This window comes from Larkinella harenae, from assembly GCF_054780515.1.
The window spans coordinates 2,736,063-2,750,261 of sequence record NZ_BAAGWE010000001.1; the positions used below are offsets into that span (position 1 = coordinate 2,736,063).

The 14,199-nt window shown below is 51.3% G+C and carries 11 protein-coding genes; 7 read left to right on the forward strand and 4 right to left on the reverse strand.

Translation table 11 applies throughout. The annotated features are described in order from the left end of the window. The first annotated feature begins 99 nt into the window (after positions 1 to 99). On the forward strand, positions 100 to 900 hold the full coding sequence (locus tag ACYVH9_RS11215) for an energy transducer TonB (RefSeq protein ID WP_460636406.1): 801 nt from the start codon (positions 100 to 102) through the stop codon (positions 898 to 900). Positions 901 to 1,029: 129 nt separating this feature from the next. Further along, positions 1,030 to 2,163 carry a carboxynorspermidine decarboxylase gene (gene nspC, locus ACYVH9_RS11220; RefSeq protein ID WP_460636407.1) on the forward strand — a complete coding sequence of 378 codons (1,134 nt, stop codon included), beginning with the start codon at positions 1,030 to 1,032 and terminating at the stop codon, positions 2,161 to 2,163. An 11-nt stretch (positions 2,164 to 2,174) separates the two neighbouring features. Here the strand turns inward: nspC and ACYVH9_RS11225 are convergent, their stop codons facing one another. From ACYVH9_RS11225 to ACYVH9_RS11240, 4 genes are all read right to left on the reverse strand, one after another. Continuing rightward, on the reverse strand, positions 2,175 to 4,346 hold the full coding sequence (locus ACYVH9_RS11225) for an outer membrane protein assembly factor BamB family protein (RefSeq protein WP_460636408.1): 2,172 nt from the start codon (positions 4,344 to 4,346) through the stop codon (positions 2,175 to 2,177). 58 nt (positions 4,347 to 4,404) lie between these two features. Further along, positions 4,405 to 4,710 (reverse strand): hypothetical protein, encoded by a 306-nt coding sequence (locus ACYVH9_RS11230; protein WP_460636409.1) that lies wholly within the window; start codon positions 4,708 to 4,710, stop codon positions 4,405 to 4,407. Positions 4,711 to 4,816: 106 nt separating this feature from the next. Beyond that, complete coding sequence (locus tag ACYVH9_RS11235; RefSeq protein ID WP_460636410.1) at positions 4,817 to 5,248, reverse strand: VOC family protein; 432 nt, start codon at positions 5,246 to 5,248, stop codon at positions 4,817 to 4,819. 128 nt (positions 5,249 to 5,376) lie between these two features. Continuing rightward, positions 5,377 to 5,976, reverse strand: coding sequence for an RBBP9/YdeN family alpha/beta hydrolase (locus ACYVH9_RS11240; RefSeq protein WP_460636411.1), 600 nt, complete (start codon positions 5,974 to 5,976; stop codon positions 5,377 to 5,379). A gap of 210 nt (positions 5,977 to 6,186) precedes the next feature. Here ACYVH9_RS11240 and ACYVH9_RS11245 point away from each other — a divergent pair, with 210 nt between their 5' ends. The 5 genes from ACYVH9_RS11245 (at position 6,187) to hemL (ending at position 14,199) form a co-directional block, all read left to right on the forward strand. Then, complete coding sequence (locus ACYVH9_RS11245) at positions 6,187 to 7,167, forward strand: GlxA family transcriptional regulator (protein WP_460636412.1); 981 nt, start codon at positions 6,187 to 6,189, stop codon at positions 7,165 to 7,167. Positions 7,168 to 7,293: 126 nt separating this feature from the next. Beyond that, positions 7,294 to 8,958 (forward strand): CTP synthase, encoded by a 1,665-nt coding sequence (locus ACYVH9_RS11250; RefSeq protein ID WP_460636413.1) that lies wholly within the window; start codon positions 7,294 to 7,296, stop codon positions 8,956 to 8,958. A 117-nt stretch (positions 8,959 to 9,075) separates the two neighbouring features. Next, positions 9,076 to 10,932 (forward strand): membrane protein insertase YidC, encoded by a 1,857-nt coding sequence (gene yidC / locus ACYVH9_RS11255; RefSeq protein WP_460636414.1) that lies wholly within the window; start codon positions 9,076 to 9,078, stop codon positions 10,930 to 10,932. Positions 10,933 to 11,076: 144 nt separating this feature from the next. Continuing rightward, a complete protein-coding gene (locus tag ACYVH9_RS11260; protein ID WP_460636415.1) occupies positions 11,077 to 12,798 on the forward strand; it encodes an ABC transporter substrate-binding protein in 1,722 nt (573 codons plus the stop codon). A gap of 117 nt (positions 12,799 to 12,915) precedes the next feature. Continuing rightward, positions 12,916 to 14,199, forward strand: a complete 1,284-nt coding sequence (hemL, locus tag ACYVH9_RS11265) for a glutamate-1-semialdehyde 2,1-aminomutase (protein WP_460636416.1) — start codon at positions 12,916 to 12,918, stop codon at positions 14,197 to 14,199.

Below are 14,199 nucleotides of genomic sequence, written 5' to 3' on the forward strand. Positions count from 1 at the left end.
GCCATAGAATATACTTGCAATAACTTGTATATATAATTTTCTGATATATATTTGTTCCATACTAATTCTACACTGGCTATGACACCTGAGCAACTGAGAATGGCTTCATTGGACGACATCGTATTTGAAAACCGCAACCAACTGTATGGGGCCTACGATCTGCGTCGCCATTACAACCGAAGCGCTAACCGCGCTCTTTGGTTGGGAATTGCCCTGTTTGGAGCAGCTTTGGCAACTCCCACGCTGTACAATCGGTTCAAACCCGCTGCGGCACCGGATCAGTTTATGAAAGAAGTGACGCTGGAAGACATTAAAACGTTACCGCAGGAAGAACCGCCCGTAGTGGTGCCGCCCCCGCAGCAAGTGGCCCCGCAGGTATCGACCATTCGGAACCTGCCGGTTGAAGTGGTAACCGAAGCCCCCGACGACGTGACGGTACCAACGGTTGATGAGTTGAAGGACAAGGTGTCGAGTGACAAAACGCAGGAAGGAGATCCCAACGCCCTCGAAGCGATTGAGGCTCCCTCCGAAACCGCTGGCCCGGCGCGGGTGGAAACGGCGATTGATGTAGAACGAAAACCCGATGAAATCTTTATTGCAGTTGAACAGGATCCGCAGTTTCCGGGTGGGGCGCGTCAAATGGCTGATTTCCTTCAGAAAAATTTACGCTATCCGCCCCAGGCTGCGCGAGCCAGTATTTCCGGCAAAGTTTACCTACAATTTGTCGTTAATACCGATGGCAGTATTGTGGATGTAACGGTTGTGAAAGGAATTGGCTTTGGCTGCGATGAGGAAGCCATGCGGGTAGTGAAGAAAATGCCGAATTGGCAACCGGGCAAACAATCCGGTCGGCCGGTACGGGTGCGGTTCACTTTACCGGTTGTGTTTGCGCTTGAATAACCAACACGGTTGAGCCTGACAACGTCCCCCGTTGGTTCGGAACTAGCGGGGTATTTTTATGGTTAGCAAAACTACGGTTTTCCCTATTTTTGTGGTTCAAAAGCCATTTTCTGACGTTTTCATTTGCTGATGATCGACTACGCACCCATTCCATCTCCCTGTTTTGTCCTGGACGAAGCCAAACTCCGCGCCAACCTGGAATTGATCAATACCGTCCAGCAGGAAGCTGGTATTCAGATTATATTGGCCCTAAAAGGGTTTTCGATGTACAGCGCTTTTCCGTTGGTGAAAGAGTACCTCTCGGGCGCGACGGCCAGTTCGCTGAATGAAATAAAGCTGGTCAATGAATACCTGGGTGTGAAGGCACATACCTACATTCCGGCCCTACGCGATGATGAGTTTGACGAAGTGCTGGAAAGAAGCAGCCACATCACCTTTAATTCGCTCAACCAGTGGGAGCGCTTCAAAGAGCGGGCCATCCGCTCGGGTATTTCGTGCGGAATTCGGGTCAATCCGCAGTATTCGGAAGTAGCAACGGATATGTATAATCCCTGCGTACCGGGGTCCCGGCTGGGCGTGACGCGGAATCTGCTGGGTGAAACCCTGCCCGAGGGGATGGAAGGTATTCATTTTCATACGCTTTGCGAAAACGACTCCTACACGCTGGAACGAACACTTGAAGCGCTCGAAAGCCGGTTTGGCGATCTGTTGCACCAAGTCAAGTGGGTTAATATGGGCGGGGGGCACCTGATGACGCGCGAAGGCTACGATACCAATCATTTGATTAAGTTGCTGACCGCTTTTCGGAAAAAATACGATGTGCAGGTCATCCTGGAACCCGGTTCTGCCATTGCTTGGCAAACGGGCGTGCTCGTCTCCTCAGTTCTGGATATTGTTGACAGCCAGGGTATTGATGTGGCTATTCTCGATACTTCCTTTGCCGCCCACATGCCGGATACACTCGAAATGCCGTACAAACCCCGGATACTGAATTCATACCATGAACCCGTAGCGGGAAAACCCACATACCGGTTTGGTGGAATGACCTGCCTGGCGGGGGATTTTATGGGCGATTACAGCTTTGACGAACCGTTGAAGGTGGGTGACAGGATTGTTTTCGACGATATGATTCACTACACCATGGTGAAAACCACCACCTTTAACGGTGTTAACCTGCCCTCTATTGGAATCTGGAAGGAAAATAACACCTTTCAGTTGGTGAAAACCTACGGCTACGAAAGCTTTAAAGACCGGTTAAGTTAAGCTCGAAACCATCATTTCGGTAAGGCAAAGGCCATAATATAACCGGCCGGGTTCTCCTTGCTACCTCCGACTGAGAGCGCCACAAATTGACGACCACCGCTGAGATACGTACAGGCGGTGGCGTTGGCAATTCCGGGCAGTGTGGTTTCCCAGAGAAGCTTGCCGCTCGTTTTGTCGAACGCTTTCAGTTTGCGGTCGTTAGTGCCGCTGATAAAGAGTACTCCACCGGCCGTAATGATTGGTCCGGCGGATCCTTCCTGACCGGTTTCGGGGGCACCTTTTTCCTGTAGCTCTGGCTCATTGCCCAATGGAATTTGCCAGGCGTAGTCACCCGTCGTCAGGTTGATGGCACTCAGTGTTCCCCAGGGCGGGCGGAGAGCCGGACGACCTTTTGAGTCGCGGAAGTGGCCGTAGGCCGTTAGATTCAGGTATTTATCGGCCCCTTTCAGCGTCTGGCCTGTTTCCAGTTTGGTGACCTTGCTGGAGTTGCGAACGCGGTCGAACAGGAACGAGATAATGCCTTGCTCCTTGCCCTGAACTACACTGGCGAAAGCGGGCATTTTGCCACCTCCACGCTTGATCTTGGCCAGAGCGGCTTCCCGACTCATGCGGTTTCGCAGACCGATCAGGGAAGGATAATTGGGCTCGTCGCCGTTTTTATCTTTACCATGACAACTCGCGCAATACGTCATGTACAGCGTCTGTCCCTGATCAAAAACGGTCTGATCCTGGGCTTCTTTTTCCAGGTCCACTTTTTGCATCGACTGGATTTCCGGCGAGTCGTTGGATTTAACAAACAAGACACTGGTAGCCGGGTCGTAGGCTGCTCCGCCCCATTCGGCACCACCCCGGGTACCGGGCAGCATGAGCGTACCTTTCAGATCCGGCGGGGTAAACAAGCCTTCGTACCGCATCGACCGGAACTTTTTGACGATCGAATCATGGCTGGCCGGGGAGTAGTTATTTAGGTCGGCTTCGGTCATCCACTGGCGAGCAAACGGTTTGGGCTTGAGTGGAAAAGGCTGCGTGGGCCAAGCCTCTTCGCCGGGAATACGGGAAGCTGGAACGGGGCGTTCTTCAATTGGAAATAGCGGTTCGCCGGTTTCGCGGTTGAACACAAACACAAAACCGTGCTTGGTGATCTGGGCCACGGCGTCAACTTTTTGTCCATTCCGTTCTACTGTCACCAGGTTTGGAGGGGCTGGCAGGTCATAGTCCCACAAATCATGGTGCACGATCTGGTAATGCCAGCGGTATTTTCCCGTTCGGGCGTCGAGTGCCACTACGGAGTTGCCGTATAAGTTTTTTCCTTTGCGGTCGGCTCCGTAAAAGTCGTAGGAGGGAGATCCCAGGGCCAGAAATACCGTGCCACGTCGCTGATCGACGCTCATGCCTGCCCAGTCATTAACTCCCCCAGCATATTTATACGCTTCCTTCGGCCAGGTTTCGTAACCGGGTTCTCCGGGCAGCGGTATCGTGTGAAAAGTCCATTCCAGCTTGCCGGTTCGGACGTTGTAAGCCCGGATGTAGCCCGGTTGAGCGCCGTACAATTCGGACACTTCGGCACCCATGATCAATAAATCCTGGAAAATAATGCCGGGCGACGTTGGGATGACGGAGATGGTTTCCGGGTCGTCGCGCAGGCCAATATTCATACTCACCTGCCCCTTTTTACCGAAACCAGGAATCGGTTTTCCCGTGCGGGCGTCGAGCGCAAACAGCACGTCGCCCCCCGTGAACAGAATTCGTTGATCCGTTCCGTCCTCCCAATACGTAACACCCCGGCTGACACCGCCCCCAACTGCGCCATCGAAAGGATCAAACGTCCATTTCTGCTCGCCCGTAGAGGCATTCAGGGCGTAAACCCGGTGGCGGGCTGAAGTGGCATACAGAACCCCATCGACAATAATGGGATTGCACTCACTGCTACCCGCCCGGGCGCCGGGCATGGCATCGTTCAGCGTAAAGGTCCAGGCGGGTTGGAGCTGGTTGACGTTTGAAACCGTAATCTGGTTGAGGGGTGAATAACTGGTGCTTTCGGAGTCGGCTTTGTAGATACTCCAGCTGCGGTCTTTTTCTTCACGGGTTTGATAGGCCACCAGCAAAAGGAAAGCCGCGATGGCAAGAAATAAGAATCGTTTTGGATAAAACGAACGGATAAACCGGCTGTAAAGGTGGTGCATAGGAGGGTCGGAAGCTAGTGGGCCCCGAATATGCAATAATAGCAAAACAACCCGAAAGTTAATACAGGATCGAAGCCGTAGAAACCTCATCGGGAAGTACTTCCGCCCGAAATCCAAACTCTTGTAAAAGGCCGATGATCCGCGATGGGTCGACCGGAGTTCCGGTGGCTACAACGCGCAGAATTCTGTCGCAATCCTCCAGGTCAAACGTGGCGGTATGGTACGGCAGCCTTAGCTGAATTTGCTCAACAATTCGGTTAGCCTGCCGGGTTTCGGTTACATTGGTTACAAACACTTCAACCATGATTTGAACGGTTTTGGGGAGCCGATTTCCGGAATAGTCCTCATCTGATCGGTTTCTCACGTTGGAATAGGTGTCGATTAATCCCAAAAAAACCGGGATTGACCGAGCGTAGGGCAGAGAGTTCCAGGTTCAATGAGTTGTTGTTACTGGTTGCTTGTAGGGCAGGTTATTCGGCGTATTCTTCGTTGTAGCTAACCATCCACTGGATGCCGAATCGGTCGGTCAAAGCACCAAAATAATCGCCCCAGAACGTATCCTCCAGGGGCATGTCTACCAGGCCTCCATCGGAAAGGGCGCTGAAAAGCCGGTTGGCTTCGTCTTTGGTGTCGGTACTGATCGAAATGGAGAAGTTGTTGCCGACGACTAGTTTCTGACCCATTGACTCCAGTGCGTCCGTAGCCATTAAAACAGTGTCTTTACTCAACGGAAGAGCAATGTGCATAATTTTGTCAGCTTCCTCGGCCGAAACCTTGTCGGCTTCCGGCGTATCTTTAAACCGTAGCAACATGGCAAATTCTCCGCCAAATACGGATTTGTAAAAGTTGAAAGCCTCTTCGGTGTTTCCGTTAAAATTGAGATAGGGGTTGAAGCGCGCCATTGTATCGGTTGGTTGAAGGAAAGTAACTGGGTGATTTTCTGAACAAATTTACGTGGGAAAAGAACGACGCCGAAGGCCCGAATGCGGCAAAATGCAGGGGGAATTACGACAATGTTAACCCGTACTTTTCAGGCTCCCAGCGATCTAGGCGACCTCAGCGGCTTCCGCATCCTGGGTTTTTCCAAGAGCTTTTTAATGGCGTCGGCCAGTTCGGCGCATCCATTGCTGAATAGATGTCCGCGGTTATCCAGTTCGCGAACGCGGGCTTCGGGAAAAATTGCGGCATACTGACGGAGGTGAGCAACCGGTACTACTTCGTCATCGCGGCTGTGGAAAAGAATGATGCGCGGAACCGGATTTAGGGTTGACCGATTTGATCGCAGGGCAAAATCCCGGCTTTGCCAGCCACTCGAACCCCAAAACGGAGCCGCCACCAGGCAAATGCCCACAATGGGTTTCGGCAGTTTTTCCTCGGATACGTATTTCAATAAAACCGAACCGCCCAGCGAGTGGCCAACGAGCACAATTTCTCCGTTGAGTTTCGTGAGTTCGTTTTCCAGTTGTTGCTTCCAGCGGCTATACTGAGGATTTTCGGGATCCGGCATTTTCGGGTGGATTACCCGGTATTGAGTGCCTAGTGTTTCCTGCAAATAAGCCACCAGGTCGCCACTGCCCGCGTGATTTCCCTGCGGGCCCGCGCTGTGTATAAATAGAATGTGTTTCTTCATTTCAGACGGGTTCAGGTGATAACCTGGGCTTGGCCGGTCAAGTCGCTGGATCGATTCCAGGTCGGCAGTCGATCGGCTCAGTCTATCATTTGCATCCGATTGACGATCAGACGTTCCGGCAAAACTAACAGAATCGGCGGGCCGGAGCAGGGGGCAAACGCGGCAATCCAAGGGGTTGATTACGACATTCCATTCGCTTACTTTTGGGCTATGAAGCACATATCGATCTTAGTTCCCAAGGGAGCTATTTTAGGTAGCCTGGAAGGTACCCGCCAGCTCTTTACACAAGTCAATCAATTTGTGGCGGCCAAAGGCGCTCCTCCGATGTTTCAGGTACAATTGGTAGGCCTGACCAGGGAGACTCCATTGAGTGGAGGCTTGTTTACGGCCCATGCGGATGTGTTGATCGATGACGTGAAAAAAACCGATCTGATCATCATTCCGGCGTTGGATGGTGATTTGCAGGTTGCCGTTGAGCGGAATCGGGATTTTCTTCCCTGGATAACGCATCATTACAAGAATGGCGCGGAGGTAGCCAGCCTGTGTCTGGGCGCTTTTCTGCTGGCATCAACCGGTTTATTGAAAGGCCGGAGCTGTGCTACCCACTGGATGGCCGCCAACGCGTTCCGGCAATGGTTCCCGGACGTAAATTTGGTCACCGAGAAAATCATTACCGATGAGTTCGGCATTTATTCCAGCGGTGGAGCCTTTTCGTACCTGAATCTGATCCTGTACCTGATCGAAAAATACGCGGGCCGGGATCTGGCGGTGCTGTCAGCCAAGGTCTTTGCCGTTGAAATAGATCGCGATACACAGTCTCCCTTCACTATTTTTCAGGGCCAGAAGGAGCACGAGGATGAGCCGGTAAAGAAGGCCCAGGAGTTTATCGAGAATAACTTTCAGGACAAAATTACGATCGATCAGCTGGCAGAAATGAATGCGCTGGGCCGTCGGAATCTGGAACGGCGGTTTAAGAAAGCGACCTCCAATACCGTGGCCGAATACATCCAGCGGGTGAAGGTCGAAGCGGCCAAAAAGAACCTGGAAATCACCCAGAAGAATATCAATGAGATCATGTACGACGTAGGCTATTCCGATACGAAAGCCTTTCGGACGATCTTTAAAAAAATTACCGGATTGTCGCCCATTGAATACCGCAACAAATACAATAAGGTCGCAGCCGTTGCCTAAAAAAAGCGCATCCTGACTTTCAGGTGTTTATCGTAAAATTATAACTTTTTATAGAGCGTAACCCCGTTTTTCTCAATAAGTTTCCCTACCTTTATATCCCGTAACAATCCCAATTCGTTTTCAGACATGGCTTTATCCGGTCAGAAAACCGCTAAGTACATTTTCGTTACGGGCGGTGTAACTTCATCATTAGGCAAGGGCATTATTGCTTCTTCGCTGGCAAAATTGCTTCAGTCTCGCGGCCTGTCGGTCACGATTCAAAAGTTTGATCCTTATATTAATATTGACCCCGGTACGCTCAATCCGTACGAGCACGGCGAGTGCTACGTTACCGACGATGGTGCTGAAACTGACCTCGATCTGGGGCACTACGAACGTTTCCTGAATATTCGGACGTCACAGGCCAACAATGTCACCACAGGCCGAATTTATAACAACGTTATTACCCGCGAACGCAAAGGCGATTTCCTCGGACGGACGGTACAGGTTGTGCCACACATCACCGACGAAATAAAACGCAATATCCGGTTGCTGGGTGAAACCGGTGAATACGATATCGTTATTACGGAAATTGGTGGTTGTGTGGGCGATATCGAATCGTTGCCGTTTGTAGAAGCCGTTCGTCAGCTAAAGTTTGAGCTGGGCGAGCAGGATACACTGGTGGTACACCTGACGCTGGTGCCGTACCTGGCCTCGGCGGGTGAGCTGAAAACCAAACCAACGCAGCACTCCGTTCGAATGCTGCTCGAAAATGGGGTACAGCCCGATATCATTGTCTGCCGGACGGAGCATCCGCTTCCCCCCGACATTCGCCGGAAAATCGCGCTGTTCTGTAACGTACAGGTCAATTCCGTCATCGAAGCCATCGATGCGGAAACCATCTACGATGTGCCGCTGCTGATGCGGAAAGAAAAGCTGGATCAGCGGGCGCTGTACATGCTGGATTTGTACAACGACCAGGACGCCGACCTGGATAGCTGGAAGGAGTTTCTGGGGCACCTGAAAAATCCGACGGACAGTGTGACCATTGGATTGATCGGGAAGTATGTCGAACTGCGCGATGCCTACAAATCGATTGCCGAAGCCTTCATTCACGCCGGGGCGCAGAACGAATGCAAAGTCAACATCGAATGGATTCAGTCCGAAACATTAGGTGATTATGAGCAGGTTGCTGAGCGTCTTCGCGACCTCGACGGTATTCTGGTTGCTCCTGGTTTTGGCGAACGCGGCATCGAAGGCAAGATTAACGCCATCCGCTACGCCCGCGAAAATGGGGTGCCGTTTTTCGGTATTTGCCTCGGAATGCAGTGTGCCTGCATCGAATTTGCGCGGAACGTACTGGGCTGGAACGAGTCCCACTCGGCTGAAATGAACCCAAATGCGTCGCACCGGGTTATCGACATGATGGAAAGCCAGAAAAAGGTGACCAACATGGGCGGCACGATGCGGCTGGGCGCGTACCCCTGCAAAATCAAGAAAGATTCCCTCGCTTTTCAGGTGTACGGGAAAACGCAAATCAGCGAGCGGCACCGGCACCGGTACGAATTCAATAACGAGTACATCAGCCAGTTTGAGAAGGCGGGAATGATTCCTACCGGCATCAATCCGGAAACCGGTCTGGTGGAAATTGTCGAGCTGAAAAACCATCCCTGGTTCGTCGGCGTACAGTTTCACCCCGAATTACGCAGCACGGTTATGGATCCTCATCCGTTGTTTGTGCAGTTTGTACGGGCGTCGTTGGCGCATTCGCAGGAGAAACGTATGGTAGACAGCCCGGCGAATGTTGGTTAAGGATTCGCTTATCCGTATTTTTACGGACTAAATTAATACGTTTAAGGTTTGAAGGGTAACGTTTAAAGCGCTTGATGGCCACGTTACCCTTCAAACCTTGGACTTTAAACCAGAAAAATGGATCGGAATCAAATTATTGGTATTGTGTTGATTCTGGGGATGTTGCTGGGCTATCAGCTGCTAATGCCGAAGCCTGCCCCGGAACAAAAACCCGAACAGGAAAAAGCAACTGCTACGACTGCCCAACAAGCTGCCCCAAAAACCGGTAGCAGCCCCGCCGAACAAACGCTTGACTCAGCCGCTTCCCGGAAATTATACGGTGATTTTGCCGTAGCCGCCACCGGCCAGAGCCGGGATATCGTGGTGGAAAACCCCGACATTCGGGTGACGTTTAGTACGCAGGGTGGACGTGTCAAGGAGGTTGTCCTGAAACATTATAAGCCGTATGGCGACTCCAAACCGCTCGTGCTGATCAACGAGCAAAGCAGCCAGATGGTGCTGGAATTGCCGACCAACCGTGGCAAAGTCAATGTTGAGAAGCTTTATTTTGAAACCGATGCCGCCGAACAGCAGACGGTTCAGGGAAAAGGACAAACCATCACGTTTAAACTGGCCCTGTCGCCAACCCAGCTGATTGAGCAGACGTATACCATACCGGCCAGCGGTTATGTAGTTGATTACGACCTGAAACTGAATGGGCTGGACAATATCGTTTCCAACAATGATATCCGGTTCCTGTGGCAGGACAAGATGCGGCAGTTTGAAAACGACATGACCGAAAACCGGAAATCGGCTACGATTAACTACCTGTCGGCTGACGAGAATTTTGATGGGTTGACGGAAGGAACCGGGGATCAGGAAGCCACCCTGGAAGAACCCGTGCAATGGTTTACTATTAAGCATAAATACTTTCTGGCGGGCTTCATTTCCGAAGGACGTCCCTTCAAAAGCGCGGTATTTAAAACCATTGTGGACCCGAATGATACGCAGATTGTAAAAACCGCCATTGCCGATGTGCTGATTCCGATGGCTGACGTGAAAGGCGGAAAAGGAAACTACCGGTTTTATTTCGGCCCCAACGACTACCAGTTGCTCGACGAAGTAGCTCCCGAATTTGACCGCAACGTTTATTTGGGCTATGCGTTTCTGAAACCAATCAATAAATACTTCTTTGTGCCGGTTTTCAACCTGCTCGAAAACTTCATTTCCAACTACGGTTTGCTGATCATCGCCCTGGTGATTTTCGTGAAGCTCTTGTTGACGCCGTTGACCTATCGTTCGTACGTCAGTATGGCTAAAATGCGGGTGTTGGCTCCTGAAGTAAACGCCATTCGGGAGAAGGTGGGCGATGATATGGCCAAGCAGCAGCAGGAGACCATGAAATTGTATCAGCAGGTGGGTGTCAGTCCATTAAGCGGCTGTATTCCGGTGCTGGCCACGATGCCCGTTCTCATGTCGTTGTTCTTCCTGTTTCCAAACCTGATTGAACTGCGGCAGAAAGAGTTCCTGTGGTCGACGGACCTTTCAACCTACGATTCCATCATTCGCTTTCCGTTCACGATTCCGTTTTTGGGGTCTCACCTGAGTCTGTTTACGGTCATCATGACCTTGTCGAGTTTGGGCTACGCGTATTACAACAACCAGATGACGCCCGCCCAACCGAATAGCCCGGTCAATATGAAAGCGATGAGCTACGTGTTTCCGGTGATGTTCATGTTTGTGATGAACTCCTTCCCGGCTGGTTTGGCGTTTTACTATTTCGTTTCGAACGTGGTGACCATTGCGCAACAACTCATGATTCGTAAGTTCGTGAACGAAGACAAAATCAAAGCGGTGCTGGAAGAAAACCGTAAAAAGTTTGCGAAAGGCGACGTGAAAAAATCGAAATTCCAGGAAATACTCCAGCGTTCCATGCAGCAGGCCGAAGACGCTAAGAAGCAAGCTGAAGAAGCTAAGAAACGCACCAAAAAATAAGCCACCTTTTAAGAAAGTACCTTCAGCGCTTTATTAAGCCTGTTTTTACCAAAAAATATAATGATCACGTTGATCTGAAACTAACAAAACCAACGCGTCTGCGTTGGTTTTGTTAGTTTTGTGCACGCTTCTTACTCGAATCAGATGAACAGGTATTTTGGTCCTTACGCCGGTTTTCGGGGGCTCGGTCTGGCGCTTTTTTTATGGACGACCGCGCACGTGGCGCTGGCCCAGGTCGACAATGCCGAACGGCGGCTTCAGTATGCAATACGTTTCATTCAGCAGCAAGACTACGCAAAGGCAAAAGCAGAGCTTCGGCCATTGACTGAGAACCGGACGAGTGCTGCGGCTCCCTATGCGCATTATTATCATGCGTTGGCGGATTTCAATCTCAAGCGGTTTTCGGAAGCAAGGCTGATGCTGAAACAGTTGCTCGAGCGCTATCCCGACTGGAAAAAAAAGGACGATGTGTATTACCTGCTCGGCGCAACCTGTTTTGAAAACGGTCAACTAGAAGAGGGAATCGAAAACCTGACTTCCATCGGCGATCAGGCGCTAAAACCGGAAGTGAACAAGCTGGAAACGTACCATTTTAGCCAGATTACCGACCTAAACCGGCTCAAACAACTGCAAAAAGAGTTTCCCAGCAACCGAAATCTGGCGCTGGCCTTGATTGATTTGATTCAGCGGACGTCGACGGCAACGGCTGACCTGGAGTTGTCGGATCGGCTGACCAATCGGTTTGGGGTTCCGGTAACAACGCGGCCAGTGTCAACCGAGAATAATGCGGCAACCGGCACGGTGGCTAAGCCCCCAAAAAACCGTAACAAGGGATACTACAACGTAGCGGTATTATTTCCGTTCCGGATCAACGATATCAATCCCGGTGAAGCGGCCCGCTCCAACCAGTATGCGCTGGACCTATACAACGGGATGCGGCTGGCCAAAACGAAACTCCAGTCGGAGGGCATCACCGTAAATCTGTTTGCCTACGACGTGGATAATGATCCGTCGAAAATGACGGCATTGATCAACAATCCGGGGTTTGCACAAAATGATTTGCTCATCGGGCCATTGTATGCCGAGCCAAACCGCATGGCCACCGAGTTTGCCAGCCAGAACAACATCTGGTTGGTCAACCCTATTTCAACCAGCAGTGAACTAGTCGCCAACCAGCCGCTGGCATTTTTGGCGGCTCCCTCGCTGAATCAGCAAGCTTTAAAAACGGCGGCTTTTGCCCGGACGCTTTCGATGGCTAAAAAAGCCGCCGTTTATTACGGAAACTCCCGCAAGGATTCAACGCTGGCAGCCTTGTACCAAACAGAATTGAAACGAAGCGGATACACCATTTCCGAATACCGGAAAGTGGGCGCCGACCTGGAATCCATCAAGGTGTCGGAAATCAATCAGCCGGGGCATATCTTCCTGGCTAGCAGCGATAACAGCATGGGTGCGAAGTTTGTACGACTGCTGGCCCAGCGGAAAGTTACGGTGCCGGTCGTGGCAACCGCGTCTGCCTTTGATCTGGTGAAAAACCCGCTGTCGACCTTCACGCGCAACGATTTGTATTTGGTTGACCCCGAATTTGTGGATAACCAGCGTCCGGAAACGAACGAGTTTGGGGAGCAATACCTGGAACAGCGCAACCTGATTCCGTCAACCTACGCTTACCAGGGATACGACATGTTGTTGTTCTTTGGCCGGGCGCTGGCACGGAGCCGCGGGCAGCTTACGAACCGTTCCCAACTTAAAACCGTTCCCGAAGAAGGCTATCTGCTGTCGGGATACGATTATACCACTAGTAATGAAAACCAGGTTGTTCCGATTATCAAATTTGACGGAACCCGGTTTGTGTTGGCTAAATGAGAGAACTAACTTAATTGCGAATGAGCGACTGAGCCGACAAGTGAATAATTTACCGATTATTTACTTCCATCGAAGCTATTCACTCATTAGCTCAGTCGATCGTTTGCTCATTTCCATATGACTACGAGCGAGCAACTTTTCGAAAAAGCAAAGACATTGATTCCTGGTGGAGTGAATTCACCGGTTCGGGCTTTTCGGGCCGTGGGGGGCAATCCATTATTTATCAAGTCGGCTAAAGGACCGTACCTGTTTGATGAAGACGGCAATCGGTATATTGAGCTGATTAATTCCTGGGGGCCTATGATCCTGGGTCATGCCTTCGAGCCGGTTGAAGAAGCCGTTCGGGAAGCTATTCAACATTCGTTTTCATTTGGTGCTCCCACACGAAAGGAAGTCGAAATGGCGGAGTTGATCATCGATATGGTGCCATCAGTTGAAAAGGTTCGAATGGTGAATTCCGGTACGGAAGCCACGATGGCCGCTATTCGGGTCGCACGCGGGTTTACCGGGCGTGATAAGCTAATCAAGTTTGAGGGCTGTTACCACGGGCACGGTGATTCATTCCTGATTGCGGCCGGGAGTGGAGCCATAACAATGGGAACGCCCGATAGCCCCGGCGTAACGAAAGCCACAGCACTGGATACGCTGACCGCAGCGTTCAATGATCTGGGGGCGGTGGAGAAGCTGATTGATGCCAACACCAACCAGATTGCTGCCGTGATTCTGGAACCGGTTGTGGGCAACATGGGCTGTGTACTTCCAGATCCCGGTTTTCTGCAAGGCTTGCGGGAATTGTGTGACAAACACGGTATTCTACTGATTTTCGATGAAGTCATGACCGGTTTTCGCCTGGCCAAGGGTGGAGCCCAGGAGCGGTTTGGTATTCGTCCAGACCTGACTACAATGGGTAAAATCATTGGTGGTGGGATGCCCGTTGGCGCGTACGGTGGTCGGCAGGACATCATGGATCTGGTTTCACCCGCCGGTCCGGTCTACCAGGCCGGCACGCTGTCGGGCAACCCAATCGCCATGTCGGCCGGTTTGGCCATGTTACGGTATCTCAACGAGCATCCGGAAGTGTATAGCCAACTGGAAGCTACCGGCGCTAAACTGACCGACGGCTTCCGCAGCAGCATGGTTAAACTGGGACTGGATTTTACAATCAACCACCTTGGTTCCATGTACACTCTGTTTATGACCGAGCGCCCGGTTTATAATTTCGTGGATGCTAAAACCGCAGATTTGCCGTTGTTTGGGCGTTATTTTCAGGCCATGCTAAAGCGTGGTGTTTACCTGGCTCCCTCGCAGTTTGAAAGCCTGTTCCTTTCAACCGCGCTGACCGACGAACTGGTCGACCAGATCATCTGGGCCAACGAAGAAGCCCTGAAAGAAATCGTTTAA